Annotated in this window: 23 protein-coding genes, 1 tRNA gene and 1 pseudogene; 15 read left to right on the top strand and 10 right to left on the bottom strand. The window is 61.7% G+C overall.

Annotated features, from left to right (window positions below; genetic code table 11):
• Positions 1–12 precede the first annotated feature (12 nt).
• Positions 13–1881, bottom strand: coding sequence for an adenylate/guanylate cyclase domain-containing protein (locus J3P73_RS21235; RefSeq protein WP_130656234.1), 1869 nt, complete (start codon positions 1879–1881; stop codon positions 13–15).
• Positions 1882–2316: 435 nt separating this feature from the next.
• Between J3P73_RS21235 and J3P73_RS21230 the strand changes: the two genes are divergently transcribed.
• The 7 genes from J3P73_RS21230 to J3P73_RS21200 all read left to right on the top strand — a co-directional run bounded on the left by J3P73_RS21230 (position 2317) and on the right by J3P73_RS21200 (position 8649).
• Positions 2317–3186 (top strand): ornithine carbamoyltransferase, encoded by an 870-nt coding sequence (locus J3P73_RS21230; protein ID WP_130656233.1) that lies wholly within the window; start codon positions 2317–2319, stop codon positions 3184–3186.
• Positions 3187–3256: 70 nt separating this feature from the next.
• On the top strand, positions 3257–3769 hold the full coding sequence (locus tag J3P73_RS21225) for a GNAT family N-acetyltransferase (protein ID WP_130656232.1): 513 nt from the start codon (positions 3257–3259) through the stop codon (positions 3767–3769).
• Between the two features lie 89 nt (positions 3770–3858).
• Positions 3859–4905, top strand: a complete 1047-nt coding sequence (locus J3P73_RS21220) for an ABC transporter substrate-binding protein (RefSeq protein ID WP_130656231.1) — start codon at positions 3859–3861, stop codon at positions 4903–4905.
• A 377-nt stretch (positions 4906–5282) separates the two neighbouring features.
• Entirely contained in the window at positions 5283–6227 is a 945-nt protein-coding gene (locus tag J3P73_RS21215) for a Bug family tripartite tricarboxylate transporter substrate binding protein (RefSeq protein ID WP_018483552.1), read from the top strand.
• Positions 6224–6715, top strand: a complete 492-nt coding sequence (locus tag J3P73_RS21210) for a tripartite tricarboxylate transporter TctB family protein (protein ID WP_018072799.1) — start codon at positions 6224–6226, stop codon at positions 6713–6715. The genes J3P73_RS21215 and J3P73_RS21210 overlap by 4 nt, the downstream gene beginning before the upstream one ends.
• An 88-nt stretch (positions 6716–6803) precedes the next feature.
• Positions 6804–8321, top strand: a complete 1518-nt coding sequence (locus tag J3P73_RS21205; RefSeq protein WP_024322328.1) for a tripartite tricarboxylate transporter permease — start codon at positions 6804–6806, stop codon at positions 8319–8321.
• Positions 8322–8478: 157 nt separating this feature from the next.
• Positions 8479–8649: a hypothetical protein gene (locus J3P73_RS21200; RefSeq protein WP_165406139.1), complete on the top strand. Its 171-nt coding sequence runs from the start codon at positions 8479–8481 to the stop codon at positions 8647–8649.
• Positions 8650–8748: 99 nt separating this feature from the next.
• On the opposite strand, the gene J3P73_RS21195 is transcribed toward J3P73_RS21200, so the two are convergent.
• The gene (locus tag J3P73_RS21195; RefSeq protein ID WP_075224406.1) at positions 8749–9840 is read right to left on the bottom strand and encodes a DUF475 domain-containing protein; all 1092 of its coding nucleotides are present in this window, start codon (positions 9838–9840) and stop codon (positions 8749–8751) included.
• Between the two features lie 353 nt (positions 9841–10193).
• Here J3P73_RS21195 and J3P73_RS21190 point away from each other — a divergent pair, with 353 nt between their 5' ends.
• Together J3P73_RS21190 and J3P73_RS21185 are read left to right on the top strand one after the other, a co-directional pair.
• The gene (locus tag J3P73_RS21190) at positions 10194–10439 is read left to right on the top strand and encodes a hypothetical protein (protein WP_024322330.1); all 246 of its coding nucleotides are present in this window, start codon (positions 10194–10196) and stop codon (positions 10437–10439) included.
• Between the two features lie 61 nt (positions 10440–10500).
• Positions 10501–10677, top strand: a complete 177-nt coding sequence (locus J3P73_RS21185; RefSeq protein WP_165418124.1) for a hypothetical protein — start codon at positions 10501–10503, stop codon at positions 10675–10677.
• Between the two features lie 14 nt (positions 10678–10691).
• Here the strand turns inward: J3P73_RS21185 and J3P73_RS21180 are convergent.
• Positions 10692–10856: pseudogene (locus tag J3P73_RS21180) on the bottom strand (MgtC/SapB family protein); the annotation flags it as partial.
• Between the two features lie 232 nt (positions 10857–11088).
• Between J3P73_RS21180 and J3P73_RS21175 the strand changes: the two are divergent.
• Positions 11089–11814: a hypothetical protein gene (locus J3P73_RS21175; RefSeq protein ID WP_130656229.1), complete on the top strand. Its 726-nt coding sequence runs from the start codon at positions 11089–11091 to the stop codon at positions 11812–11814.
• Between the two features lie 71 nt (positions 11815–11885).
• On the opposite strand, the gene J3P73_RS21170 is transcribed toward J3P73_RS21175, so the two are convergent.
• From J3P73_RS21170 to cpdR1, 4 genes are all read right to left on the bottom strand, one after another.
• The gene (locus J3P73_RS21170; protein ID WP_245002690.1) at positions 11886–12380 is read right to left on the bottom strand and encodes a hypothetical protein; all 495 of its coding nucleotides are present in this window, start codon (positions 12378–12380) and stop codon (positions 11886–11888) included.
• Between the two features lie 124 nt (positions 12381–12504).
• Positions 12505–12699, bottom strand: a complete 195-nt coding sequence (locus J3P73_RS37655; RefSeq protein WP_130656227.1) for a hypothetical protein — start codon at positions 12697–12699, stop codon at positions 12505–12507.
• A gap of 184 nt (positions 12700–12883) precedes the next feature.
• A tRNA-Val gene (locus tag J3P73_RS21165) sits at positions 12884–12958 on the bottom strand.
• An 84-nt stretch (positions 12959–13042) separates the two neighbouring features.
• A complete protein-coding gene (gene cpdR1, locus J3P73_RS21160; protein WP_003542883.1) occupies positions 13043–13405 on the bottom strand; it encodes a response regulator CpdR1 in 363 nt (120 codons plus the stop codon).
• A 187-nt stretch (positions 13406–13592) separates the two neighbouring features.
• On the opposite strand from cpdR1, the gene J3P73_RS21155 reads away from it, so the two are divergent.
• The gene (locus tag J3P73_RS21155; protein WP_018072809.1) at positions 13593–14474 is read left to right on the top strand and encodes an N-formylglutamate amidohydrolase; all 882 of its coding nucleotides are present in this window, start codon (positions 13593–13595) and stop codon (positions 14472–14474) included.
• Positions 14475–14749: 275 nt separating this feature from the next.
• The gene (hisN, locus tag J3P73_RS21150) at positions 14750–15523 is read left to right on the top strand and encodes a histidinol-phosphatase (RefSeq protein ID WP_130656226.1); all 774 of its coding nucleotides are present in this window, start codon (positions 14750–14752) and stop codon (positions 15521–15523) included.
• A 44-nt stretch (positions 15524–15567) separates the two neighbouring features.
• Here the strand turns inward: hisN and J3P73_RS21145 are convergent, their stop codons facing one another.
• Positions 15568–16542 carry an alpha/beta fold hydrolase gene (locus J3P73_RS21145; protein WP_130662226.1) on the bottom strand — a complete coding sequence of 325 codons (975 nt, stop codon included), beginning with the start codon at positions 16540–16542 and terminating at the stop codon, positions 15568–15570.
• A gap of 528 nt (positions 16543–17070) precedes the next feature.
• Between J3P73_RS21145 and J3P73_RS21140 the strand changes: the two genes are divergently transcribed.
• Entirely contained in the window at positions 17071–17541 is a 471-nt protein-coding gene (locus J3P73_RS21140; RefSeq protein WP_018072811.1) for an Hsp20 family protein, read from the top strand.
• Positions 17542–17616: 75 nt separating this feature from the next.
• Here the strand turns inward: J3P73_RS21140 and J3P73_RS21135 are convergent, their stop codons facing one another.
• Positions 17617–18666 (bottom strand): bile acid:sodium symporter family protein, encoded by a 1050-nt coding sequence (locus J3P73_RS21135; RefSeq protein WP_130656223.1) that lies wholly within the window; start codon positions 18664–18666, stop codon positions 17617–17619.
• Between the two features lie 45 nt (positions 18667–18711).
• On the opposite strand from J3P73_RS21135, the gene J3P73_RS21130 reads away from it, so the two are divergent.
• The gene (locus J3P73_RS21130) at positions 18712–19566 is read left to right on the top strand and encodes a LysR substrate-binding domain-containing protein (protein WP_130692728.1); all 855 of its coding nucleotides are present in this window, start codon (positions 18712–18714) and stop codon (positions 19564–19566) included.
• A 55-nt stretch (positions 19567–19621) separates the two neighbouring features.
• Here J3P73_RS21130 and J3P73_RS21125 read toward each other — a convergent pair whose 3' ends face one another.
• A complete protein-coding gene (locus tag J3P73_RS21125) occupies positions 19622–20674 on the bottom strand; it encodes a threonine aldolase family protein (protein ID WP_130692726.1) in 1053 nt (350 codons plus the stop codon).
• A gap of 539 nt (positions 20675–21213) precedes the next feature.
• On the opposite strand from J3P73_RS21125, the gene gltB reads away from it, so the two are divergent.
• Positions 21214–25938 carry a glutamate synthase large subunit gene (gene gltB / locus J3P73_RS21120; protein ID WP_207579696.1) on the top strand — a complete coding sequence of 1575 codons (4725 nt, stop codon included), beginning with the start codon at positions 21214–21216 and terminating at the stop codon, positions 25936–25938.
• The last annotated feature ends 140 nt before the right edge of the window (positions 25939–26078 follow it).

Below are 26078 nucleotides of genomic sequence, written 5' to 3'. Positions count from 1 at the left end.
AAAGGCTCGATCTCAGCTTCCGGTTCTTTCGATCCGCTCGCGCTGCGTCATCGCGGCGGCGAGGAGTTTCCGGAAACGGGGATCGCCGCGGATGTTGTCGAGGTCGGAATCGTTGTTAAACCATTTGATATGGTAGACGGAGCTGTTCGGCAGCAGCCTTTCAAGAAGGTCGATCGCCTGTTCGGCGTCGCCGAGGACGGAATAGACGCAGGCGAGATTATACTGCGCGACAATGTCATCAGGATCGATGGCGATCGCGCGGGCGGCCCAGTCGCGTGCCCTTGCCGCATCGCCGAGATGAGCTAGCGCCAGCGCGCCGCGATGGGCGGGGCCTGAATTTTCCGGATTGAGGTTCAGGGCGCGTTCGGCGCGTAGCAGGCCGAGGCGCGCCCAGTTTTCCGTGTCCAACACACGGCCGAGCGAGCGGTAGGCGGACATCAGATGGATCGGTGAGACATAGTCATCCGGGCGGATTTCGGCGGCGCGGGTGAAATATTGAACGGATTCGGCAAAGTTACCGCGCATGAAGAAGAACCGGGCATAGTGGAAATTCGCCTCGAAGAGGTTCGGGTCGAGCGCCAGGGCACGTTCGAAGGCCGCCGCCGCCCTATCATCATAGCCGCTCTGATGCAGGGCGAGGCCGTGTGAGGCATGGGCCTCGGGAAGGTCAGGATCGAGCGCCAGGGCGCGGGCGCTCATGTCGAGGATACGCCTCAGCGGCACATCATCAACTGCCCAATCGCGGATCGCCGCGTCGCAATCGGCGATGCCGGCATAGGCGCGGGCATAGTCCGGGTCGAGCTCGACCGCCTTGCAGAACATCCGCCTTGCGAGCTGGAGATAGGATTTTGTCCAGGTGTGGGAGAGCTGGCGGCCCCTGAGATAATAGGTATAGGCCTCGACATTGGCGGTCGGCTCATTGGCGATCGCCTTCTTCTCTTCCGGCAACAGACGCACCTTCAACTGGCCGACGATCGCATGGGTGATCTCGTCTTGGATGGCGAAGATGTCGGTCAGGTCGCGGTCGTAACGCTCGGCCCAGAGATGGTCGCCATTGGCGGTGTCGATCAGCTGACCGGAGATGCGCACGCGATTGCCGACGATGCGCACACTTCCCTCGAGCACGTAGCGCACGCCAAGCTCCTGAGCGAGCCGCTTCACCTTCACCGATATGCCCTTGTAGGTGAAAATGGTGTTGCGCGGCACGACGTGCAGGCTGGAGATCTTGGAGAGATCGGTGATGATGTCTTCGGTGATGCCATCAGAGAAATAATCCTGATCGGCATCGCCGCTCATATTGGTGAAGGGCAGCACGGCAATGAAGCAGGTGTTGCGGTTCTGCGCGACCAATCTGGCGGAGGAGGGCGGCGCCAAGCTGACGGTATAGACCTGAACGGGCTGCTTGATGTTCTTCAGAATATGCTCGCCGATGAATTCGAAGCCGAGGTTGAGGCGCGAGCCGACCTGATCACGCACCGATGCCGACACGGCGATGCCGCCCGGCGTTGCGATACGCTCAAGCCTGGCAGCGAGATTGACGCCATCTCCGAATATGTCGCCGTTCTCGACCACGACGTCGCCGAGATTGATGCCGATGCGGAATTCGACGCGCTCGTCCTTGGGCACGTTCTCGTTGCGGGCCGCCATGCTGCGCTGGATCTCGGCGGCGCAGGCGACCGCATTCACCACGCTCTGGAATTCGGCAAGGATGCCGTCGCCGGTGAGTTTGAAGATCCGGCCCTTGTAGTCTGAAATACGAATATCGACCAGCTCACAGCGATGGCGGTTCAACGCCTGCAACGTGCCGGATTCATCGATGCCCATCAGCCGGCTGTAGCCGACGACATCAGCAGCGAGAATAGCGCTCAGTCGTCGTTCCATGACCCCTCCCATGGATCTTCCCAGATTACTCTAGCTTTTTATAGAGTTTTTGTCGCGTAGAGTCCTCCCCCGAATAAGAAATTCGGGCGGTTTCGACGTTGTTTACGCGGCAGCGCGACCATATAACGTCGTCGATCTTCATCAATACTCTAAATGGGTGAAGGATGGCGGTCGTCCCTAATCCTTTTTGATGAAAATGGGATTCTAATCGGAGAAGGCGGCAGTGTTCTGCTTCTGCCGATGCTTCTGGAATCGGCATCATGAAACCGATCGCCGATGGATTTAGGGCTTGAGCCGGACCTAATGGCATAACCTAGAAGACGAATCGCGAGGAAAACAACACGGACGAAATGGTGATTTGCGCTTGCTTCAACCGTTGCCGTGAGACCGGCGCAGGTTATTGTGGCGACGTTTCATGCGCAAGAGAGGTTTTGGATGACAGGTTCGGCCCGGAATTTTCTCGAGTTTCATGATATTCCGGAGGCCGGGCTTCGATCGATTGTCGCTCGCGCCGGCGAGCTCGCCGGAGCCTGGGATGAGCGTGCGATGCCGCAGAGCCTTGCGGGAAAACGCGTCGCGCTGATTGTCGACGACGGCGGCTGGCGCAATACGACCGCCTTCGATCTCGGCATCCAGGCGATGGGCGGCATCTGCGTGCATGTACCAATCAGCTTTAATACCAGGGAGGAAACCAGCGATCTTGCGGCTTATCTAGGCAACTGGTTCGACATGCTGGTGATCCGCACGAAGGAGCTTGCGACACTGAAGGCGGTCGCTGCCGTCTCGCCGGTGCCCGTCATCAACGCGCGAACGCGTTCCAACCACCCTTGCGAGACGCTCGGCGACCTTGCCTATATCAAGAGCTGGCGCGGCTCGATCGACGGGTTGAAGGTAGCCGGCGTGGCGGCGGACGCGAATATCTTCCGCTCCTGGGTCGAAGCGTCGATTGCGCTGCCGATCGAGGTGGTCCAGGTCTATCCCGAACGCTGGCATGTCCGAGACAGCGCGCTGCTCGATGGGCGCTTCCGCGCGAGCACCGACATGGGCGAACTATTGGATGCCGACGTCATCGTCACCGATTCATGGCCGGGCGACGCCGCGGCCGATGCACTTGCCGGCCACCGGGTCGGGACCGATGTGCTCGATCGGTTGCGGGAGGACGCGATCTTCCTGCCGTGCCCGCCGGTGACGCGCGGCCAGGAGGTGACGGCCGAGGCGATGGAGCATCCGCTCTGCCGAAGCCGTGCCGCAAAGGCTTTTCTGCTGCACGCGCAGAATGCGCTGATGGAGTGGATAGCGGCTTAATTCCGGCCTTCGATCTCCACCGCGCAGCATGTTCATGATAGAAGAGGCGCGGGATCGGGAGGTTTGGCAGATGGGAGAGTTGACGATCGAGCTCGCGAAAAGTCCGGCAGAGATCGCCGCCGTGCGAGATCTCTGCCGATCATTCCGGCAATGGCTCTATGACAATTATCCCCAGCATCGGTCGGTGGTCGATCTCTATTACAATCCGCAAAAATTCGAGGCGCTGCTCATCGACCTGCCGCAGATTCACGCAAGGCCGAAGGGCGCGATCTTCCTGGCGCGGCTCGACGGAGAGCCTGTCGGCTGCGTCATGCATCACGAGCAGGCGCCTGACATTGCTGAGATGAAAAGGCTTTTCGTCTCGGCCGTCGCTCGCGGTCATGGTGTTGCCGTTGCGCTCTGCGAGGCATCGATCGCCCAGGCGAGAGCTGACGACTATCACTCGATGCGGCTTGACACCGGCATTTTTCAGACGGCAGCGCAGGGGCTCTATCGGCGCCTCGGCTTCCGGGAGCGGAATGCCTACTATCAGGTCCCGCCGGAGCTCGAACAGATCCTGCTCTTCTTCGAGCGGGAACTGTGATCCCGTCACGCACCGCGTGCCGCTTCGGTCGCGGCCTTGCTCCTCCCGGCGTGCTCAGGCATTGTTGCAGGATGAGGAGAGCTTTCATCTTGCTGCTGGCGTTCTGGCCGGGTTTTGCCTTGGCGGATCAGGCCTTCTATCCGGCAAAATCGGGCAACGCCGATGCGCCGGTGCTGACGGTTTATTCCTCGCTCGACGAACCGTTGGCGCGGCCGATGATCCGGGGTTTCCAGGAGGCCAATCCCGACGTCGCGGTCAAATATGAGGACATGCTGACCGGCGACATCTACGACCGGATCGTCCGGGAAACGGATGCCGGCAAGAAGACGGCGGACTTCGCCTTTTCCTCGGCGATGGACCTGCAGGTGAAGCTTTCCAACGACGGATATGCGCAGGTCAGCAACCTGCCGATGAGTGCGCCATGGCCGAAATGGGCGAACTGGCGTAACACCGCCTACGCGCTCACCTTCGAGCCGGCTGTGTTCGTCTATCACAAGCCGAGCTTCGCGCATGAGCCGGTGCCGAACTCGCGGGCTGAATTCGTCGATTATCTGAAGCGCAAGGGCAACGACGTCCATGGGCGGATCGGTACCTACGATATCGAGCGCTCCGGCGTCGGCTTCCTTTTCATGGCGCGCGACCAGGAGCAGTTCGGCGACATCTGGTCGGTGATCGGGGCGATGGGGGCTGCCGGCGTCAAGCTTTATTCGACGAGTTCGGCGATTCTCGAACGCGTTGCCGACGGACGCTTCGTGCTCGGCTACAATATTCTCGGCTCCTATGCGGCCGACTGGGCCTCGCGTTATCCCGATGTCGGCATCGTGCTGCCGAAGGATTATACGGTGGTGATGTCGCGGATCGGACTGGTGCCGCAGGCGGCCGCCGAGCCGGAGCTAGGGCGGCGTTACCTCACCTTCTTCATGTCGCGAGAAGGGCAGACGATCATGGCGCGCGAACTGCAGATTCCGGCCGTCAGCCCCGAAGTCGCGGGGGAGAATACCGCCAATACGCTGCAGGAACTGCTCGGCGCCCAACTGCGGCCGGTGCCGGTCAGCCCCGGGTTGATGGTCTATCTTGACCAGGTGAAGCGGGCGCGGCTGATCGCGCACTGGAACGAGGTTCTGCGGACGCAGTGAAGGCGCTTTCGGTGGGCTTCGCTCTCCTTAGAGAGCTTTGGGTCGCTGCGCCCGGAGTCTCGCCAGACAAAGCCCTGCAGCCGTACTTCGGCGGCGGGTAATGCACGTGCCATCGGCAGCGAACAACGGTGATTTAGATTGGCGCCTGCCAATTACGGCAAAAAAGTGTCGTCTCCTTCTGGATATCTCGCCGGTGTCAGCTAAATGACAGGTTGTTGTGGTCGCTTTGGCTACTTCTTCTCCGTGGAGGCGGAGAGTTGAAGCCTTGGGAGGTATTCCGCTCGTCATTCAGGATCCTTGCGTCCGCTGGCCGGCCATTCCTCCCGATTCCCAGAGAACAACAGGTGGTTCGCTCAGCCGCCGACGGAGGACACATCGTGAAGCATACGTTCATCGCAACCCTTTTCGCAGCGACTATCGCGCTGCCGGCCTATGCGGCCGACTACACCATCATCGCGCCGGCCGCGCCCGGCGGCGGCTGGGACCAGACGGCCCGTTCGCTGCAGACCGCGCTGCAGCAGGAGAAGATCTCCGGCAACGTGCAGGTCCAGAATGTCCCGGGCGCCGGTGGCACCATCGGCCTTGCGCAGTTCAGCAGCCAGGCTGCCGGCAACCCGAATTCACTGATCGTCGGCGGCTATGTCATGGTCGGCGCGATCCTCACCAACAAATCGCCGGTCACGCTCAAGGACGTCACGCCGATCGCTCGTCTGACCGGCGAGTATGAGGCCGTCGTCGTTCCTGCCGCGTCCGAGATCAAGACGATGGCCGATCTGGTCGCGGCGCTGAAGAAGGATCCGGGTGCGGTTTCCTGGGGCGGCGGCTCTGCCGGCGGCACCGACCACATCGCCGTCGGCCTGATCGCCAAGGCTTCGGGCGTCGATCCGACCAAGATCAACTATGTCGCCTTCTCCGGCGGCGGTGAAGCGCTCGCTGCCATTCTCGGCGGCCAGGTCACGGCCGGCGTATCGAGCTATAGCGAGTTCGAATCGCAGGTGAAATCCGGCACGCTCCGTCTTCTCGCCGTATCCAGCGACAAGCGCATCGATGGTGTCGATGCCCCGACGCTGAAGGAAGCCGGCACCGACGTCACCATCCAGAACTGGCGCATGGTTGCCGCTGCTCCCGGCCTGTCGGCAGAGCAGGTGGCAAGCGTCACCGCCGATTTCGAGAAGCTGCACAGCTCCGCCACCTGGCAGGAAACTCTGAAGACCAAGGGCTGGGCCGACACCTATCTGTCCGGCGACGCCTTCAAGGCGCAGCTCGAGAAGGATGTCTCCGCCACTGAAGGCATTCTCAAAGATATCGGACTTGTTCAATGAGCGAGGATAACACCTCCTCGGCAACCGAGCGCCGCCCTGATTGGGCGGCGTTCATCATTGCCGTTTTCCTCTTCGTCGTCGCCGGCGTGATGGCCTGGGATGCCTTGCATCTGAAAACGATTGCGCAGTACGACCGCATCGGTCCTGCGACAGTGCCTCAAGTGGTGGCGTTCGGCCTCTTCTGTCTCGGGATCTGGACCGCCTTCGAAGCCTGGCGCGGCGATTTTCCCGAACGTGACCGGCAGGAAGTCGCACCCGTCATCTGGATCGTTGCCGGTCTTGCCGGCCAGATGCTGCTTTTGCGCGTCGCCGGCTTCTCGATCGCGACCGGCATCCTCTTCGCGCTGACGGCACGCGGCTTCGGCAAGCGTAAGCTCTGGATCTCGCTGCCGCTTGGCATCGTCCTCAGCTTCGTCGTCTGGGCGATCTTCTCGCAGCTGCTGCAACTGACGCTGCCGGCCGGCCCGCTCGAACATCTGTTCTTCTGACCGCGCGGACGCGCTGTCAGCTCTTTTGATTTTGCGCGGCGCCTGACCCCGAAATCGGATGGTCGGGAAGGCCGCTTGGGACACCAAGATGAGCACATTCGAATTCCTATGGCAGGGTATCCTGGTTGCGATGCAGCCGATGAACCTGGTTTATGCACTGGTCGGCGTGACGCTTGGCACCGCCGTCGGCGTGCTTCCCGGCATCGGCCCGGCACTCACCGTGGCGCTGCTGTTGCCCGTCACCTACAAGCTCGATCCCGGCGGCTCGCTGATCATGTTCGCCGGCATCTATTACGGCGGCATGTATGGCGGTTCGACGACCTCGATCCTGCTCAACACGCCGGGTGAAAGCGCCTCGATCGTCACCGCGCTCGAGGGCAACAAGATGGCGCGCGCTGGGCGCGGCGGACCGGCGCTGGCGACGGCGGCGATCGGCTCCTTCGTCGCCGGCCTGATCGCGACGCTCGGGCTTGCGTTCATCGCTCCCTATGTCGTCAAGCTGGCGCTGGTCTTCGGGCCGCGCGAATATTTCGCGCTGATGGTGCTCGCCTTCGTCACCGTCTCCTCGGCTTTCGGCGACTCCGCCTTGCGGGGCCTGACTTCGCTATTCATCGGCTTTGCGCTCGCGATGGTCGGCATCGACCAGCAGACAGGGCAGGCCAGGCTTTCCTTTGGCATTCCCGACCTGCTCGACGGTGTCGAGGTGACGACGCTTGCCGTGGCGATGTTTGCGATCGGCGAGACGCTTTATATCGCCGCGCAGGGCAACCGGATCGCGGAGAAGGTCGAGGCGGTCAAGGGTTCGCTCTGGATGACCGCTGAGGACTGGGCGCGTTCGTGGAAGCCCTGGCTGCGCGGCACGCTGATCGGTTTCCCGATCGGCGCGATGCCGGCGGGCGGCGCCGAAATCGGCACCTTCCTCTCCTATGCGACCGAAAAGCGGCTGGCGAAGAACCCGGAAGAGTTTGGCCATGGCGCGATCGAAGGCGTGGCCGGTCCCGAGGCGGCGAACAACGCCTCGGCCGCCGGCACGCTGGTGCCGCTTCTGACACTCGGCCTGCCGACGACGGCGACGGCGGCGATCATGCTTGCCGGCTTCCAGCAATACGGCTTGCAGCCGGGGCCGCTGCTGTTTGCCACCAATCCGCAGCTCGTCTGGGGACTGATCGCCAGCCTGCTCATCGCCAATGCGATGCTTTTGGTGCTGAACCTGCCGATGATCGGGCTCTGGGTGCGGTTGCTGACCATTCCAAAGCCGTGGCTCTATGCCGGCATCCTGCTGTTTGCGACGCTTGGGACAATCGGCGCCAATCCATCCGTGTTCGAGCTCGGCATGCTGCTCACTTTTGGCCTGCTCGGCTATGTGATGCGGCTCTTTGGCTATCCGATCGCGCCTACCGTCGTCGGCCTGATCCTCGGGCCGCTTGCCGAACAGCAGCTGCGCCGGGCGCTGGCGATCAGCCAGGGCGATGTCACGACGCTGGTGATGTCGCCGATCGCGGCGGGTCTGCTCATCGTTGCCGCGGCCGCCTTCCTCATCCCGTTGATCCTGCGGCTTCGCGGCAGGGGACAGGTACTGTCGCAGCTGGCGGCAAACGAAGACTAAAATAAGAAGACGACCCACCCCCTCCTCGAGGCTGGCCATGGAGACATGCGCTGGCCTCCCGTTTTTTGCATGGCTGAGGTGATTTTCTGAGCATTGTGGAGGCATATGCGCGATGCCATCTATGAGCAGTCAATCGTAGAGCAAGAGGAAAAGGACAATGTCCGCACTCCGCAATTCAGTCCGTACTGGCTTCCTTGGCCGCGCATTCGCCCTCCTTGGGGCTGCAAACGCCGTCAGCGCTGCTGTCGAAGCAGGTCGCCGTCCGCGCGCCAACGACCTCACCACACTCGGTATCGACCCGACCTCCTTCGATCAGGTCTCCCGCTAAGACCTCCAAGTCATGCATGAATGAATTAGCCCGCAACCGGATGGTCGCGGGCTTTATTTTTATCTGCAAGAGTGTCGCACACTGCGGCTTCTTGCATCGTCAGGCGTGAAGTTCCTCCTGCCGGGCGACGTGACCCTCCACCTTTTCGCGCCTGTTGTGGCGGATGGATGACCAGAGGGACAGGCCGATCAGCGCAGCGCCGCCGAGGCCGGTGATGACTTCGGGGATGTGCACCAGCGTCTGCACATACATGATCACCGAGAGGATCAGGATGGCGTAGAAGGCGCCGTGCTCGAGATAGCGGTATTCGGCAAGCGTTCCCTTCTCCACCAGCATGATCGTCATCGAGCGCACGTACATGGCGCCGATGCCGAGGCCGATCGCGATGACGAAGAGGTTCTGCGTCAGCGCGAAGGCGCCGATGACGCCGTCGAAGGAGAAGCTCGCATCCAGCACCTCCAGATAGATGAAGGCGCCGAGGCCACCCTTGGCGGCAGCACTCATCGTCTGCTGCGAAGCATCGAGCAATCCGCCGACCACCTCGACCGCGAGGAAGGTGAGCAGGCCGTAGATGGCGCAATGGACGAAGACGGTGGCCTCCTCGCCGCCGATCAGCCAGGAAAAGACCAGCATCAGCGCCAGCACGAAGGCGATCTCGATACCCTTGATGGTGGCGGATCGCGCCATCATTTTTTCGAGGCCGCCGATCCAGTGAACTTGCTTCTCGTGATTGAAGAAGTAGTTGAGGCCGACCATCATCAGGAAAGTGCCGCCGAAGGCTGCGATCGGCAGATGTGCGTCGTTCATGATGCGGGCATATTCCGCCGGCTCGCGTGCGGCAAGCACCAGAGCGTCCCAGGGGCCGATCTGTGCCGCGATCGCGACGATTGCCAGCGGGAAGACGATGCGCATGCCGAAGACGGCGATGACGATGCCCCAGGTGAGGAAGCGCTTCTGCCAGACCGGCGTCATCTCCTTCAGCTTGTTGGCGTTGACGATGGCATTGTCGAAGGAAAGTGAGATCTCCAGCACCGCAAGCACCGTGCAGATGAAGAAGACGGTCGCCATGCCGCCGATCGTGCCGGTCGTCTGCCAGCCGAGTACGGCGCCGAGAACGAGGCCGAGGGCGGTGACGATGAAAGCCCAGCGGAAATAGCTGAGCGAGGATTTAGGGGTCTGAGGTTGATTCATGGCCGCACCTCGCGGCCGCAAATCGTGTTGAAGAGAGTGGATATATTGGAGAAACGCGGCACGCCACAACGGGCACGCGGGTCAGGCATGGTGAGCTTGGTCATCGATGAAAAATCCGCCGGCTAAGCTGCAGGCGGTACCGACATCACGAGAGCGCCGTAAAAACTCTCGCCAGAGGGGCCCGGCACCAAAGTTCCCCCGTCAGCCGATGTCTGGAAGGCTGCGGGATAGGCTCTAGGTAATGGGCTTCCCGGGCCAGTCAAGGCCGACAGGCATGCCGAGATTGGGTAATTTTTTTGGAACCATCCTGATGCCCGCCCGTTAGGCACTGTTGAGCTTAAAAAAGGAGGCCGATGATGCACACTTCGACCCATGTTCCCGATAAACGCACGGAGGCATCCGACCGCATGAAGCGGGCGAAGCCAAACCGCATGCAGAAGGCGCAGGTGCTGCCGCCGCATCATGTCGATCTGACGCTGACGCCCGGTGTCTATCACGACATTCACGTGCCGGCCCATGTTACCGGTGCCGATCTTTCCAAGGGTGGTCTCGACATTAAAGGCCCCGACGTGAAAGCCAATGCAGAGACCAAGAAATAACGGCTATTCCGGAAGCCTCTTTGGGGCGCTGACGGTAGATTTGAAACAGGGTGAGAAACATATGACGATCAACTTTGTGCCCCGCGAGATCTTCATCCGGCACGAAAATGAATGGCAGGCTGTCCGCGAGGCGGCGGACGAGCACATCAAGATCGGCAAACGGCAGAAGCCGCTCGCGTCCATCGGCGGCACGGCGTCGGTTGGGAAAAACGATGCTTCGGCCGCGCGCTCCGAATGACCAACGGACGGTCACGCTGACATTAGCGACATTAGCGCCCGGCATGATGCCGGGCAGTCGCGTGCCTCACGCTCGAAGCCGATCAGGCCGCCGCAGACGATAGCGCCGAAGAACCGGGCGAAGATGACGGGATAGTGGATGCGCGACGCCGGCATCATGTCGGCGATGATGCGATCCATGGATTTTTCCCTCGGAACAGATGAAATTTTCGCTGGCTAATGTCTGAGCGCGGAATTTGTTCAGCTTTTTCCCCTCATGCGTTTCGGCAGCCGCGTTGGCCCCACCGATGCACCTAGGCGTTTTCATGTCATTCGAGGGAAAGATCGGCGAGCCAGGCATCATCCTGCCGCCGCGCCAACCTTTCGGAAAGGATTGGGCAGCGATAATCCCGGCCTCACGGGAATCGGACAGATGGCCAAGACAGTGACACGCGGCCGCCGCAAGGCGCCGGCGAGAGGAAAGAGCAAAGCGCGCAGCAGCGGTGGCGGATTGCTGCCCTGGGCGGTGATCGGCATTGCCGCGATCGGCGGCATCGTCGCCCACGACCATTGGAAGAGCATCCAGCCGATGCTTGCAAGGCAATCGGCATCGATCACGCGGGAAACGGCGGAGCCGAGGCCTGTCGTCAGGAAGGACGTGCCGCCGAAGCAGGTGGCGCTTGCCGCCCCCACGCCGAAAGCCGCAGCGTCGGTGCCTCAGTCGCAGATGCTGCCGCCGGCCGCGATCCCGACGCCGATGATCCAGCCGATAAAGGCAGTGCCGTCCCCGGCCTCCCCTGCCGTTTCGGAAACCGGGACAGTCGCCTTCGGCTATTGCGGCCAGGGCGCCCATATCAATTGCGTCGGCGACGGCGGCGTCTTCTGGTACAAGGGCGAAAAGATCGTGATCGCCGACATGGCAAGCCCGGTGGTCGATCAGGCGCGCTGTGACGGCGAGCGCCGGGTGGCCTTTGCCGCCAAGTCGCGGCTGCTGGCGCTTCTGAACGCCGGACCCTTCACCATGAACGCTGCGGGCAAGAGCGAGCCCTCAGGCGTGCCGCGCGTCGTCTCGCGCGACGGGCGCTCTTTTGGTGCGCAGCTGATCAACGAGGGCTTGGCACGCAAGCCCGGGGCTGCCGGCAGCGCCTGGTGCGCCTGACGGCTACTGCATAATTCCTTAAATCGGAATCGATGCAAAACCGCTGCGCACTTTTGCTGGAATTGCTCCGGCTACTTACCCTTTTTCACCAGCTTGCCGCCGGTGCGGAAGCTCCCGGTGAAGGAGGAGTCCTTGCTTTCGGCGGTGCATTCGATCGCGATCGGCTTGCCGGCATAGGGATTGCCGAAGGTGCAGAAGCCGGCAACCTTGACCTCCCCGGTCATCTTGTTGCCGACGCCCGTGGTGACGAGGCTGAGCGGCAGCCGGGCATTGCCATTGGAGGCGGGCTTGATGCCGCTGCCGTCGCCCTGGAAGCCGAGCGCCTTGCCGTCTGAAGTGAAGATGAAGGTCACCAAGCCATTGGCCAGCGTGACGCTGGCAAGCTCGTTCTTGCAGCCTTTGGTGGCGTCGAATTTGGCGACGACCAGCTTGGCGCATTTGCCGGAAAGCGTAATGACGCCGGGCGCACCGGGAAAGGTCTCGGCGGGTGCGGCCGGCGCGGCAGAGGCCGGCACGGCGAGGACGGCAGAAAAAATTGCGGCGGCTGCCGGTGCGAAAAGTCTCATTGTCTGTCTCAACCCCATCTGTCTGCGACGGCGAATCGGCCATGCGCTGGATGGGTCAGGCAATGGCACGGTTCTGTGACTTATTTTGGTCTTGCCCGGCGTCGAACGGATGTCGAACAGGGCGTTAGGAACTTTTGAAGTCGTCCCAGAGGATTGCTGCCCCGGCCGCGAATATGGTGATCGGAATCAGCCAAAACTTGATGCTGACGGGTTCGACGACATGAAACTGCATATATCCGAAACCGAAGAGGCCAGCCCCAACCAGGGCGAGGCCGAGGATTATGGATATCGCTTTGCGCGTCCGCGTCCTTTGCGTCATACATCCCCCTATCTCCCACGTGTGGGGCTATCCTACAGCCATTGAAATCCTGTCCGGATCATGGTCGCCGACCAATCACGTGCAAGCCCTCGCTCCGCAAAGTGCCGGATCTGGAGCGCGTTCCAGGCTCAGGAATCAAAAAATCCCCAAGGGGGGATTTATCAACGATGTCAGGGAGATCGGATGGTGGGCGTGACAGGGATTGAACCTGTGACCCCTACGATGTCAACGTAGTGCTCTCCCGCTGAGCTACACGCCCATCCGATGGCGGCGCATAGATCACAAAACCTTCGGAGCCGTCAATAGGCTTTTTTCAGTTTTGTGACGCGCCGCTCGTCACGCCTTATGCGGCAAGCATTTTGTTGACCTCATCGACGAGGTCGCGCAGGTGGAAAGGCTTGGAAAGGACCTTGGCATCCTTCGGCGCCTTCGAATCAGGGTTCAGCGCCACGGCGGCAAAACCGGTGATGAACATTACCTTCAGGTCGGGGTCGAGTTCGGTGGCGCGGCGCGCCAGCTCGATGCCGTCCATCTCGGGCATGACGATATCGGTCAGCAGCAGGGAAAACGGCTCCTCGCGCAGCCGGTCATAGGCGCTGGCGCCATTGTCGTAGGAAAGGACCTTGTAGCCGGCCTTTTCGAGCGCTTTCACCAGGAAGCGGCGCATGTCATTGTCGTCTTCGGCGAGAAGTATCTTCTGAGTCATCAATCCAGACCGCGATCCATAAGTTTTTGGTGGGCTACCAGCCGTTTACACTAGTCTTTACCCGGTAAACAACCGGTGAATTGCCTGTGCCTGACCGCCATCCCTTCTACATAGTATGGACTTGCGGCCGGGCAACTGGCAACATGGGCAAAGCAGTCAGTTCATGACATGGTAAAGAGGGCCGAAAGTGCCGGAAATACGCGAGTACGAGCTTTTTGAGGTCCATGAGCCCGTGTCGCAGACCATTCCCTTCGTCTACAACTCCCCCCATAGCGGCCGTATTTATCCACCGGAATTTATTGCCCAGTCCAGGCTGGAGGGCATCGCCATCCGCCGTTCCGAGGATCACTATGTCGACGAGCTCTTCGGCTCGGCCGTCGCACTCGGCGCGCCGCTCCTGGCGGCCAACTTCCCGCGCGCCTATCTCGACGTCAATCGCGAGCCCTACGAGCTCGATCCGCGGATGTTCGACGGGCTGCTGCCGCCCTATGCCAATGTCAATTCGCTCAGGGTCGCCGGCGGGCTCGGCACCATTCCGCGCATCGTCGCCGAGAACATGGAGATCTATGCGCGGCGCCTGCCGGTGCAGGAGGGGCTCGACCGTGTCGAAGCGGTCTACAAGCCCTATCATGCGGCGCTTCGCCGGCTGATTGCGCGAACGCATGTGCAGTTCGGCTTCGGCGTGCTGATCGACTGCCACTCGATGCCCGGCAATGTGCGCGTCGCCGGCAGCACTTCGCGACCTGATTTCATCATTGGTGATCGCTACGGCACCAGCGCTTCGGCCGAGCTTTCGCGCGCAGCCATCGCCATCCTCGAGGAAATGGGTTTTGCTGCGATCCGCAACAAGCCCTATGCCGGCGGCTTCATCACCGAACATTACGGCCGGCCTTCGCGCGGCCTGCACGCGCTGCAGATCGAGGTGAACCGGGCGATCTATGTCGATGAGCTGACGCTGGAGAAACGCGAAGATTTCGCCGCGGTGGCTGATGCCGTCACGGACTTCATGCAGCAGATGGCGGAATACGTCGAGAAATTTGCCGGAGATCGGGCGCTGGCCGCCGAATAGATCTCTTTTCGATGTCGCTGACGTCTGACCTTCGTCTTCCCAGCCAAAAAAAACCGCGCTTGTGAGCGCGGCTAAGTCTAGGGAGGAAACACCCAAGGAGGGTATTTACAGTCAGAAGACTGTATGAAGACGCTACTATTGCATTGCACAAATGTCAAGCAATATATTGCGCTGCGATATCTTTGGGCAGTTAGAGCCAAATTGCCTGCTGCGTTTGCATTCCCGTTGTTTTTCGCTATGAAAAGCGCCATTCCCGCCAGCCAAACGGATCCATCATGTTTCCTGACCGTTCGTTCTTCAACCGCCTGGCGGAGGCCGCCCGAGCCGAGACGCTTCCGCGCTTCCGCTCCGGCCTCGATGTCACGAACAAGCTTTCCTCCGGTTTTGATCCGGTAACGGAGGGCGACCGGGCGGCCGAGCTCGCCATCCGGGCGCTGATCGAGGAGAATTTCCCCGGCCACGGCATTCTCGGCGAGGAACATGGCGATGTCGGGCTCGACCGCGAATATGTCTGGGTGATCGATCCGATCGACGGCACGCGTGCCTTTATATCCGGTGTGCCGGTGTGGGGAACGCTGATCGGCCTGCAGAAAGACGGCCGGGCGATCATGGGCATGATCGAACAGCCCTTTACCGGCGAGCGTTATTTCGCCGACCAGAATGGCTCGATCTATACTGGGCCTGAAGGCGAACGGCGGCTGGCGACGCGCCAGTGCGACGCGCTGTCGAACGCCATCCTGTTCACCACCTCGCCGCATCTCTTTGCCGGCGAGGAGATGGAGAAATACCGCGAGATCGAAGGCCAGGTGCGGCTCTTCCGCTACGGCTGCGACTGCTATGCCTATGCGCTGCTTGCCGCCGGCCATATCGATCTCGTCATCGAAAACAGCCTGAAGCCCTATGACGTTGGCGGTATCATTCCCGTCATCGAGCGAGCGGGCGGCATCATCACCACCTGGGACGGCGGACGGCCGGAAAACGGCGGCTCGATCATCGCTGCCGGCAGCCGGGCGGTCTACGAACAGGCGATCGCCATCCTGCAGCGCTGATCCCAGGGTCAGCAGCGCTGATCCCGATCAACCGCGCTGGTCGGTCACGTGCCGAGGGCGGCGACGTCCTGGTTTTCTTCGGCATCGCTGCCGGGAATGAAGGCATGGAAGGCGGCAAGGGCGGCGGCGCGGTAGATATCCCGTTCCTGGAAGATCTCGTGGCGGGCGCCGTTGATCGGCACCAGCTGACCGGCGCGGAAATAACGCGAGAGCCGCTCCTGCGCCGTGTAGGGCACGACACCGTCACGCGTCGGGGCAATGATGACGGTCGGGATGGTGATCGAGAAGAGGTGGTAGGGCGAGGTAACCCGGTCCATCGTGCGAAAGGCCTCGGTCAGCCAGCGGGCTGTGGGTGGCCCGAGTGTCAGCTCCGGATGGGCCTTCATCATAGCGACATTGCGCTCGAAGCGGTGCTCGTCCGAGGTCAGCGGATTGTCGCGGAAATCCGGCTCCTTCAGTTTCGAGGTCAGCGGCAGGAAGCCTAGGCCGACGGCGTTCAGCGTGCCGGCAAGGGTGCGAATGACGCGGGGCGAAGCCGCCTGGCCGGTCAGGCCGATGAAGGGCGCCGACAGCACCATGCGATCGATACGCGTGGTAAGATAGGGGGCGGCCGAGAGCGCGATCAGGCCGCCTGTGGAATGCGCGAGCAAGTAGAAGGGCAGGCGGGTATCCGGCAGCACCACCTTTTCGAGGAAGGTGTCGAGATCGCGCTCGTAATCGACGAAGCGGCGGATGTGGCCGTGGTTGCGGCGTTTCAGGAGCCGCTGCGAGCCGCCCTGGCCGCGCATGTCGAAGGTCGCGACCCAGAGACCCCTGGCCGTCAGGTCGCGGATCGTCTCGAAATATTTCTCGATATATTCGTTGCGGCCATGGAGGATGACGACGGTGCCCTTGGCAATCTGGCCGCTAGAGCGGAAGACGGCGTAACGCAGGTGGTGACCGTCATGGGTTTCGAAGAACCCCTCCGTGCGGTTTTCCGGAGCGGGATTGTCGGGCGTCGAATAGAGAACCTGATCCATGACTTTGCCAATGCGCCGCTGCTGACTGCTTCCACCTTCAGGGATAGCGTATGGCATCCGGCTTGGAAAGCGGTGCGGCCGCAAGGCCCACCGCATAATTCCTTAAATCGGGATCGATTTAAGGATAAAATTATGCAGCATTTCAAAGTGTTACAGCGCCCTTTGCGCGTCTTTTCGGACGCGCGGCGCTGTCGCGCGCGAAAAGGGCCGGCAGGAGCATGAGGGTGCTCGCGGCCGGCCGAAGTTGAGACTGAAGAAGAAGGGACGATGCACTTCAGCCATCGGGACCAGATTCACCCGACGCCGAAATTTCTAGGCGAATGCGCCTGAACGCGCTCCGAACCGGTCGTTCATGCGGGGTTCACGGGCCGATCAAGGCGATTCCGGAAAGGTCTTGAACTCGTCAAATCCCATCACCATCTCCTTTCTGCGGGTGCCGAACAGGGCCTGCGCAACCGTCCCGAGGCCGCCAAAAATGGGGTCTTAGGGGCATTTCATCGCAACACGTCGCTTCCACAGGAGGACATCATGCGTCACGTAGACTTCTCTCCCCTTTATCGTTCGACCGTCGGTTTCGACCGGCTCTTCACCATGCTCGACAGCCTTGCCCAGCCGGAGCAGGCGCAGACCTATCCGCCCTATAATATCGAGCGCACCGGTGAAAACACCTATCGCATCACCATGGCCGTTGCCGGTTTCGACGAGACCGAACTTTCGATCGAAGCCCATGCCCACGTCCTGTCCGTGAAGGGTGAAAAGAACGAGGAACCTGCCGAAAGCGGTGAATTCCTCTACCGCGGCATTGCCAAGCGCGCCTTCGAGCGCCGCTTCCAGCTTGCCGACCATGTCGAGGTGACCGCCGCTTCGCTGAAGAACGGCCTGCTGCACATCGACCTTCTGCGCAATATTCCCGAGGCCATGAAGCCCCGCAAGATTACGATTGCTGCAGAACCGGTCGAGGCTCCGAAGGCCATCGAAGCGCAGATCATCAACGGCTAATCAGATCCTTATCAAATGAAACGAACGGCGCTCCATCGGGGCGCCGTTTTTTATTGCCGCTTTGCGCGACATGCTTCATGCCGGGCTGGCGGCTTCGTCGATTTCCTTGTCCGTTGCGCGGCGGGCCGCGGCGGCGGCGTATTTCTGGGCGATGACGGCGCAGACCATCAACTGGATCTGGTGGAACAGCATCAGCGGAAGCACGATCGCGCCGATCGACTGGCCGGCGAAGATGACGTTCGCCATCGGCACGCCGCTTGCAAGGCTCTTCTTCGAGCCGCAGAAGGTGATGGTGATCTCGTCGGCCTTGTTGAAGCCCAGCCAACGGCTGCCGAACATCGTCAGCACCAGGACAATTGCCAGCAGAACCATGTCGGCGACGATGACGACGGCGATATCGGCGATCGAGAAGGTGTGCCACAGACCTTCGACCACAGCCGTGCTGAAGGCGAGATAGACGACCATCAGGATCGAGCCGCGGTCGACGGGCATCAGGATCTTCTTCTTGGCGCGGATCCAGTCGCCGATCCAGGGCTGCAGAATCTGGCCGACGATGAAGGGGGCAAGCAGCTGCAGCAGGATCTGCTCTAATGCGTCGAAGGAGAAGCCGCCGTGGCCGCCGACGGAAAACAGCAGGCCGACGAGCAGCGGTGTCAGGAACATGCCGAAGATGTTGGATGCCGAGGCCGAGCAGATGGCGGCGGGCACGTTGCCGCCCGCCATCGAGGTGAAGGCGATCGACGACTGCACCGTCGACGGCAGCACGCAGAGGAAGAGGATGCCGAGATAAAGCGGCTGCGGCAGGATCGTGTCGGGGATCAGTCCGAGCGCCATGCCGAGCAGCGGGAAGATGCCGAAGGTCGTCAGCAAGATGACGAGATGCAGGCGCCAGTGCAGCAGGCCTGATATGACGACATCGCGCGACAGGCGGGCGCCATGGAGGAAAAACAGCAGCGCGATGGCAAGGTCGGTGGCGATGCCGAAATAATCCGCGAATGCGCCGCTTGCCGGCAGCAACGAGGCGAGGATGACGGTGCAGACGAGCAGGATGGTGAATGTATCGGGCAGAAAGCGGCGCATGGCGGTCTCGCGGCGTGATAAAACAGTCATTGTTCTGTCGTGCATTATGATCCAGGATGCAAGGAATAACAGTTATCGAGAAACTGGATCATGTTGGACCTTTCACAATTGCGCAGTTTCGTTGCCGTCGAACAGATGGGCAGTTTCACGCTCGCGGCAGAGAGGCTCGGCCTCGGGCAGTCGACTGTCAGCCAGCACATCCAGCGGCTGGAGACGGCGCTCGGGCGCAAGCTGCTGGCGCGCGACACCCATAAGGTGATGCTGACCGGCGATGGCGAGGCGCTGCTGTTGCATGCGCGCGCCATGCTTTCGATCGAGGGGCAGGTACAGTCGCTGTTTAAGAACAACAGCCTGCGCGGCAGTCTGCGGCTCGGCGTGTCGGAAGATTTCGTCACCAGCCAGCTGCCGGCGGTGCTCGAGGATTTCGTTCGTTCGCACCCCTCCGTCGACCTCGAGCTGACAGTGGCGCTTTCCGGCGTTCTCTACGAGATGCAGGACAATGGCGAGATCGATCTGGTGCTCGCCAAGCGCCGGCTCGGCGATGCGCGCGGAAAACTCGTCTATCGCGAGCCGCTCGTCTGGCTGGCGCGTGATCCTGAGCGTGTGCTTGCCTCCGGTCCTCTGCCACTGATCGCCTTTCCGCCGCCGAGCGTCACACGGGTGATCGCGCTCGAAGCGCTCGGGCGAAACGGGGTGCCGTGGCGGATCGTCTGCACTTGCGGCAGCCTGAGCGGGTTGACGGCAGCGGCGCGAGCCGGGATGGGCGTGCTGGTGCAGCCGCGCAGCATGGCGCCGTCCGGCCTGAAGGAGATCGCCGCGGGAAAACTTCCGGTGCTGGAGGACGTGGAATTCGTGCTGGTGCCGCGCAAGGGCGCGGACCAGGCATTGGTTTCAGCACTGTCGGAGGATATTCTGCAAAAGGTGAGGGGACTGAGGTCGGCGTGAGTCCTTGCCCGTCACCGAAAGGCCTGCCGGGCCGGCAAGCCTTTCGGGCAGGCGATCAGGCGGCCAGGCACTTCAAGAAGCCATCGACATCCGCTTCGGTGGTCGCGAAGCTGGTGACGAGACGGATCAGGGTTTCGCTTTCGGAAACGAGTTCGGGCGTTGCCGCCGGGACCGGCCATCCGTAAAATTTGGCACCCTTTTCCTCCGCAATTTTTGCAGCACTTTTGCTGACGACGGCAAAGACTTCGTTGGATGCGGTCGGCCAGGCCAGGCGAGCGGAGTTGCTCGTGCCGATACCGGCGCGCAGCCGGTCGGCCATGCCGTTCGAATGGCGGGCGAGATCGAGCCAGAGGCCGTCTTCGAAATAGGCATCGAACTGAGCGGCGATGAAACGCGACTTGGAGAAGAGCTGGGCGGCGCGCTTGCGGATGAACGGCATTTCCCGGGCTTGATCCGGATTGAAGAAGACGATCGCTTCGGCACACCAGCAGCCGTTCTTGGTGCCGCCGAAGGACAGCATGTCGACGCCGCGCTTCCAGGTCATTTCGGCCGGGGTGGCGCCGAGGGCGACCAGGGCGTTGGCGAAGCGGGCACCATCCATGTGGAGCGGCAGATTGCGCTTCCTTGATATGGCGGCGATCTCGCCGATCTCCGGCAGAGAATAGACGGTGCCGATCTCGGTCGCCTGGGTGATGGTCACGGCGCTGGCGCGGCCGTGATGGACGGCGTCCTCGGGAAAGCTTGCGATCTTCGCCGAAAGCTTCGCCGGGTCGATCTTGCCGGCTTCGCCGTCAACGGCAACGAGACGGGCGGCGCCGGAGAAAAATTCCGGCGCACCGCATTCGTCCTCGATCACATGGGCTTCCGAATGGCAGAAGGTGATGCCGCCGGGGCGCTGGACGCTTGCCAGCGACAGCGAGTTCGCCGCCGTGCCGGTGGCGACGAAGAAGATCGAAACCTCACGCTCGAAGATCTCGGAAAAACGGGCTTCGACCTTTCTGTCGAGATCGCCGGCGCCATAGGCGGCGGCAAAGCCGGTCGATTCCGTCAGCAGACGTTCGGCAATGGATTTGTGGGCGCCGGCCCAGTTATCGGAAGCAAAGAACATGTGGGGAAACCGTGGGAAAGGAAGGGGTTGGCAAAGTCCGCAGCGGACATTACGCCAAAGCTTCACAGGATCAAGGTTGTCGCCCGCGACACATCACGGAAATTGAACTACGCAATCAATAAACAAAATAAGACGTCATAACGTAATTTTATTTCGTCATCGCCGCTACCCAGGCAATCTTCCGTCGCAAATTGACGTTTTTTGACGGAGCGCTCTTGCAGAGCCGAATGCTTTCTGGCATAGAACTGATGAATTAGGACAGTGTTGCTGTCCTATTTTGGCCTTTATGACCGAAGAGGCGCCGAAAGCCCTGGAACAGAACGGCTTTCACGCTATAGTTCTTCCGAGCGCCAAGCCTCAAGGGCGGCGCGCGGAGGCGAATGGCAGGCGCGGAACGCGACGGTTTGCTTTCCTTCAAAGCAGATGTCTGCGGCCGATCTTCACAATGCAACAGCGCTGTCATGCGCCGAACCTATCTTCGGGTTGCGGCGCGGGACGAAAAGCCGCCCGCGGCCCCGCGGGTTTCGACAGGAGGAAAGATGATGACGAAGACGCCATCCATGGAAGTTGACCGGTTTGCTGCTGCTAATCTGCGCGCGACGGCCAATATGTCCAAATCCGCCTCCGGCCTGCCGAAGAAACAGGGCCTCTACGATCCGCGCAACGAACATGATGCCTGCGGCGTCGGCTTCGTCGCCCATATGAAGGGCCAGAAGTCGCACCAGATCGTCAAGGATGGCCTGTTCATCCTCGAGAACCTGACGCATCGCGGCGCCGTCGGCGCCGATCCGCTAATGGGTGACGGCGCCGGCATCCTGGTGCAGATCCCCGACCGTTTCTTCCGCGAGGAGATGGCCGAGCAGGGCATCACCCTGCCGCCGGTCGGCGAATATGGCGTCGGCCATATCTTCATGCCGCGCGATGAAAAGCAGATCGAGCACTTCAAGAAGGTGATCAAGGACGTCATCACCGAGGAAGGCCAGGTCTTCATCGGCTTCCGCGACGTGCCGGTCGACAAATCCTCGCTCTCCAAGGCGCCGGCCATTGCCGCAACCGAGCCGCATCATGTGCAGGTCTTCATCGGCGCCGGCGAGGATGCCGAAAACAACGACGAGTTCGAGCGCCGGCTGTTCACGCTGCGCAAGGTGATCTCCAACCGTATCTATGACGAGTTCGACGGCGAGGAGAGCAATTTCTACCCGGTGTCGCTGTCGTCGGCGACGGTGGTCTACAAGGGCATGTTCCTGGCCTATCAGGTCGGCGTCTATTACAAGGACCTGTCGGACCCGCGTTTCGAAAGCGCGGTCGCCCTGGTGCATCAGCGCTTCTCGACCAACACCTTCCCGTCGTGGAAGCTCGCACATCCCTACCGCATGGTTGCCCATAACGGCGAGATCAACACGCTGCGCGGCAACGTCAACTGGATGGCGGCGCGCCAGGCGTCGGTCTCCTCGCCGCTGTTCGGCGAGGACATCTCCAAGCTCTGGCCGATCTCCTACGAGGGGCAGTCGGACACCGCCTGCTTCGACAATGCGCTCGAATTCCTGGTTCGCGGCGGTTATTCGATGGCGCATGCGGTAATGATGCTGATCCCGGAAGCCTGGGCCGGCAACCAGTCGATGGCCGCCGAACGCAAGGCTTTCTACGAATATCATGCGGCGCTGATGGAGCCGTGGGACGGGCCGGCCGCGGTCGCCTTCACCGACGGCAAGCAGATCGGCGCGACGCTCGACCGCAACGGCCTGCGGCCGGCGCGTTATCTCGTCACCAATGACGATCGCGTCATCATGGCCTCCGAAGCCGGCGTGCTGCCGGTTCCGGAAGAGATCATCATCCAGAAGTGGCGCCTGCAGCCGGGCAAGATGCTGCTGATCGACATGGAAGAAGGCCGTATCATCTCAGACGACGAGGTGAAGTCGCAACTTGCGACGGCCCATCCCTATCGCAGCTGGCTCAACCGCACGCAGCTCATCCTCGAAGACCTGAAGCCGGTGGAGCCGCGGGCGCTGCGTCGCGACGTGTCGCTGCTCGACCGCCAGCAGGCCTTCGGCTACACGCTCGAGGATACCCGCATCCTGATGTCGCCGATGGCGACGACGGGCCAGGAGGCGATCGGTTCGATGGGCACGGATACGCCGATCTCGGCCATGTCGGAAAAGTCGAAGCTGCTCTACACCTATTTCAAGCAGAACTTCGCGCAGGTTACCAACCCGCCGATCGACCCGATCCGCGAGGAACTGGTGATGAGCCTCGTCTCCTTCATCGGGCCGCGGCCGAACATTCTCGACCACGAGGGCGCGGCGAACGCCAAGCGGCTCGAAGTGCGCCAGCCGATCCTGACCAATGGCGATCTCGAAAAGATCCGCTCGATCGGCCATACGGAAGACCGTTTCGACACCAAGACGCTCGATTTCACCTATGATATTGAACGTGGCGCCGAAGGCATGCCCGAGATGCTCGACCGGCTCTGCGAGCGTGCGGAAGCGGCGGTCAAGGGCGGCTACAACATCATCGTGCTCTCCGACCGCCAGATTGGGCCTGATCGAATCGCCATTCCGGCGCTGCTGGCAACGGCTGCCGTGCACCATCACCTGATCCGCAAGGGGCTTCGCACCTCGGTCGGCCTCGTCGTCGAGACCGGCGAACCGCGCGAAGTGCACCATTTCTGCCTGCTCGCCGGCTATGGTGCCGAGGCGATCAACCCGTATCTCGCCTTCGACACGCTGCTCGACATGCATGCCAAGGGCGAATTCCCGAAGGAAGTGGATGCCACCGAAATCGTCTACCGCTACATCAAGGCGGTCGGCAAAGGCATCCTCAAGGTCATGTCGAAGATGGGCATCTCGACCTATCAGTCCTATTGCGGCGCGCAGATCTTCGATGCGATCGGCCTGCAGTCGGAGTTCATCGACAAGTATTTCTTCGGAACCGCGACGATGATCGAAGGCGTTGGCCTCGAGGCAATCGCCGCTGAGACCGTCGCCCGCCACACCGCGGCCTTCGGCGCGGACCCGATCCTGGCGACGACGCTCGATATCGGCGGCGAATATGCCTATCGCATGCGTGGCGAGAGCCATGCCTGGACGCCGGATGCGGTTGCCGCCCTTCAGCATGCCGTGCGCGGCAATGCCGAGGATCGCTACCGCGAATTCGCCGATATGGTCAACAATTCGGCGCTGCGCATGAACACGATCCGCGGGCTCTTCAAGATGAAGAGCGCCGAGGCGCTCGGCCGCAAGCCGATATCGATCGACGAGGTCGAGCCGGCGGCCGATATCGTCAGGCGTTTCTCGACGGGGGCGATGTCCTTCGGCTCGATCTCCAGGGAGGCGCATACGACGCTGGCGATCGCCATGAACCGGATCGGCGGCAAGTCGAACACCGGCGAGGGCGGCGAGGAATCCGACCGCTACATGCCGCTGGCCGATGGTTCGATGAACCCGGAACGTTCGGCGATCAAGCAGATCGCGTCGGGCCGCTTCGGGGTGACCACCGAATATCTCGTCAATGCCGACGTGCTGCAGATCAAGGTGGCGCAAGGCGCCAAGCCTGGCGAAGGCGGCCAGCTGCCGGGTCACAAGGTTGACGCGACGGTTGCCAAGACCCGCCATTCGACGCCGGGTGTCGGCCTGATTTCGCCGCCGCCGCATCACGACATCTATTCCATCGAAGATCTGGCGCAGCTGATCTACGATCTGAAGAACGTCAACCCGACCGCCGATGTTTCGGTCAAGCTCGTCTCTGAAGTCGGCGTCGGCACGGTTGCCGCCGGTGTCGCCAAGGCACGCGCCGACCACATCACGGTCGCCGGCTTCGACGGCGGCACGGGTGCGTCGCCGCTGACGTCGCTCAAACATGCCGGCAGCCCTTGGGAAATCGGCCTTGCCGAGACCCAGCAGACGCTGGTGCTGAACGGGCTGCGCTCGCGCGTCGCCCTGCAGGTGGACGGCGGGCTGAAGACCGGCCGCGACGTCATTATCGGGGCGCTGCTTGGAGCCGACGAGTTCGGCTTTGCCACCGCGCCGCTGATTGCCGCCGGCTGCATCATGATGCGCAAGTGCCATCTCAACACCTGTCCGGTGGGCGTGGCGACCCAGGATCCGGTGCTGCGCAAGCGCTTCAAGGGCGCGCCGGAGCACGTCATCAACTATTTCTTCTTCGTCGCCAACGAAGTGCGCGAAATCCTCGCCTCACTCGGGTTCACCCGGCTTGACGAGATCATCGGCGCCTCGGAGCTTCTGGAGAAGGACGAGATGCTGAACCACTGGAAGGCGAAGGGCCTCGATTTCAGCCGTATCTTCCACAAGGTCGACGCTCCCAAGGAAGAGACCTTCTGGACGAGCCGACAGAAGCACCCGATCGACGATATTCTCGACCGCGTGCTGATCGAGCAGGCGCAGCCGGCACTGATGGCCAAGACGCCCGTCGCCTTCGAGGTCGGCATCAAGAACGTCGACCGTTCGGCAGGCGCGATGCTTTCCGGCGAGGTCGCCAAGCGCTTCCGCCATCGCGGGCTGAAGGAAGACACGATCAATGTGACGCTTCGCGGCACGGCGGGGCAGAGCTTCGGCGCCTTCCTGGCGCGCGGCGTCACTTTCAACCTGATCGGCGACGGCAACGACTATGTCGGCAAGGGCCTTTCAGGCGGCAAGATCATCATCCGGCCGCCGGAGAATTCGAGGATCGTGGCCGAGGACTCGATCATCGTCGGCAACACCGTGCTTTATGGTGCGACCGAGGGCGAATGCTATTTCCGCGGTGTGGCGGGCGAACGTTTCGCCGTGCGCAATTCGGGCGCGATCGCCATCGTCGAGGGTGTCGGCGACCATGGCTGCGAATACATGACCGGTGGCGTCGTCGTCGTGCTCGGCGCCACGGGCCGCAACTTTGCGGCCGGCATGTCCGGCGGTGTCGCCTACGTGCTCGACGAGACCGGCGATTTCGCCAGCCGCTGCAACATGGCGATGGTCGAGCTCGAGCCGGTGCCCGAGGAGGACGACATGCTGGAGAAGCTGCATCATCACGGTGGTGACCTCATGCACAAGGGACGCGTCGACGTCTCTGGCGACATGACGCGCCATGACGAGGAGCGCCTCTACCAGCTGATCTCCAACCATCTGCACTATACGGGCTCGGCCCGCGCCACTGAGATTCTCGACAACTGGGCCGACTACCGTCCGAAGTTCCGCAAGGTCATGCCGGTCGAATACCGTCGGGCGCTCGAGGAAATGGAGCGCAGCCGGATGGGCATCGCCGCGGAATGAATTGCACCGGGACATCCGTCACCTGCTGACTGCCGGTGACGGATGACGAAAATATCTCAATGACCCGTGACGATCACGCCGACGGCCAAGGCTGTCCAGATCGCACGGATGTCTTGCAGGGGATATGGTCCAATGACGGT

The sequence above is a fragment of the Rhizobium ruizarguesonis genome, from assembly GCF_017357285.1.
GTDB lineage: Bacteria > Pseudomonadota > Alphaproteobacteria > Rhizobiales > Rhizobiaceae > Rhizobium > Rhizobium ruizarguesonis.
The sequence above is the reverse complement of the archived record's forward strand: the minus strand, read 5'-3'. Positions and strand labels throughout refer to the sequence as shown.

Excerpts from the sequence above, each read along its gene's own strand:
- J3P73_RS21235 (WP_130656234.1), bottom strand. The coding sequence starts at position 1,881 with ATGGAACGACGACTGAGCGCTATTCTCGCTGCTGATGTCGTCGGCTAC.
- J3P73_RS21230 (WP_130656233.1), top strand. The coding sequence starts at position 2,317 with ATGACAGGTTCGGCCCGGAATTTTCTCGAGTTTCATGATATTCCGGAG.
- J3P73_RS21225 (WP_130656232.1), top strand. The coding sequence starts at position 3,257 with ATGGGAGAGTTGACGATCGAGCTCGCGAAAAGTCCGGCAGAGATCGCC.
- J3P73_RS21210 (WP_018072799.1), top strand. The coding sequence starts at position 6,224 with ATGAGCGAGGATAACACCTCCTCGGCAACCGAGCGCCGCCCTGATTGG.
- J3P73_RS21205 (WP_024322328.1), top strand. The coding sequence starts at position 6,804 with ATGAGCACATTCGAATTCCTATGGCAGGGTATCCTGGTTGCGATGCAG.
- J3P73_RS21200 (WP_165406139.1), top strand. The coding sequence starts at position 8,479 with ATGTCCGCACTCCGCAATTCAGTCCGTACTGGCTTCCTTGGCCGCGCA.
- J3P73_RS21195 (WP_075224406.1), bottom strand. The coding sequence starts at position 9,840 with ATGAATCAACCTCAGACCCCTAAATCCTCGCTCAGCTATTTCCGCTGG.
- J3P73_RS21190 (WP_024322330.1), top strand. The coding sequence starts at position 10,194 with ATGATGCACACTTCGACCCATGTTCCCGATAAACGCACGGAGGCATCC.
- J3P73_RS21185 (WP_165418124.1), top strand. The coding sequence starts at position 10,501 with ATGACGATCAACTTTGTGCCCCGCGAGATCTTCATCCGGCACGAAAAT.
- J3P73_RS21175 (WP_130656229.1), top strand. The coding sequence starts at position 11,089 with ATGGCCAAGACAGTGACACGCGGCCGCCGCAAGGCGCCGGCGAGAGGA.
- J3P73_RS21170 (WP_245002690.1), bottom strand. The coding sequence starts at position 12,380 with ATGAGACTTTTCGCACCGGCAGCCGCCGCAATTTTTTCTGCCGTCCTC.
- J3P73_RS37655 (WP_130656227.1), bottom strand. The coding sequence starts at position 12,699 with ATGACGCAAAGGACGCGGACGCGCAAAGCGATATCCATAATCCTCGGC.
- cpdR1 (WP_003542883.1), bottom strand. The coding sequence starts at position 13,405 with ATGACTCAGAAGATACTTCTCGCCGAAGACGACAATGACATGCGCCGC.
- hisN (WP_130656226.1), top strand. The coding sequence starts at position 14,750 with ATGTTTCCTGACCGTTCGTTCTTCAACCGCCTGGCGGAGGCCGCCCGA.
- J3P73_RS21145 (WP_130662226.1), bottom strand. The coding sequence starts at position 16,542 with ATGGATCAGGTTCTCTATTCGACGCCCGACAATCCCGCTCCGGAAAAC.
- J3P73_RS21140 (WP_018072811.1), top strand. The coding sequence starts at position 17,071 with ATGCGTCACGTAGACTTCTCTCCCCTTTATCGTTCGACCGTCGGTTTC.
- J3P73_RS21135 (WP_130656223.1), bottom strand. The coding sequence starts at position 18,666 with ATGCACGACAGAACAATGACTGTTTTATCACGCCGCGAGACCGCCATG.
- J3P73_RS21130 (WP_130692728.1), top strand. The coding sequence starts at position 18,712 with ATGTTGGACCTTTCACAATTGCGCAGTTTCGTTGCCGTCGAACAGATG.
- J3P73_RS21125 (WP_130692726.1), bottom strand. The coding sequence starts at position 20,674 with ATGTTCTTTGCTTCCGATAACTGGGCCGGCGCCCACAAATCCATTGCC.
- gltB (WP_207579696.1), top strand. The coding sequence starts at position 21,214 with ATGATGACGAAGACGCCATCCATGGAAGTTGACCGGTTTGCTGCTGCT.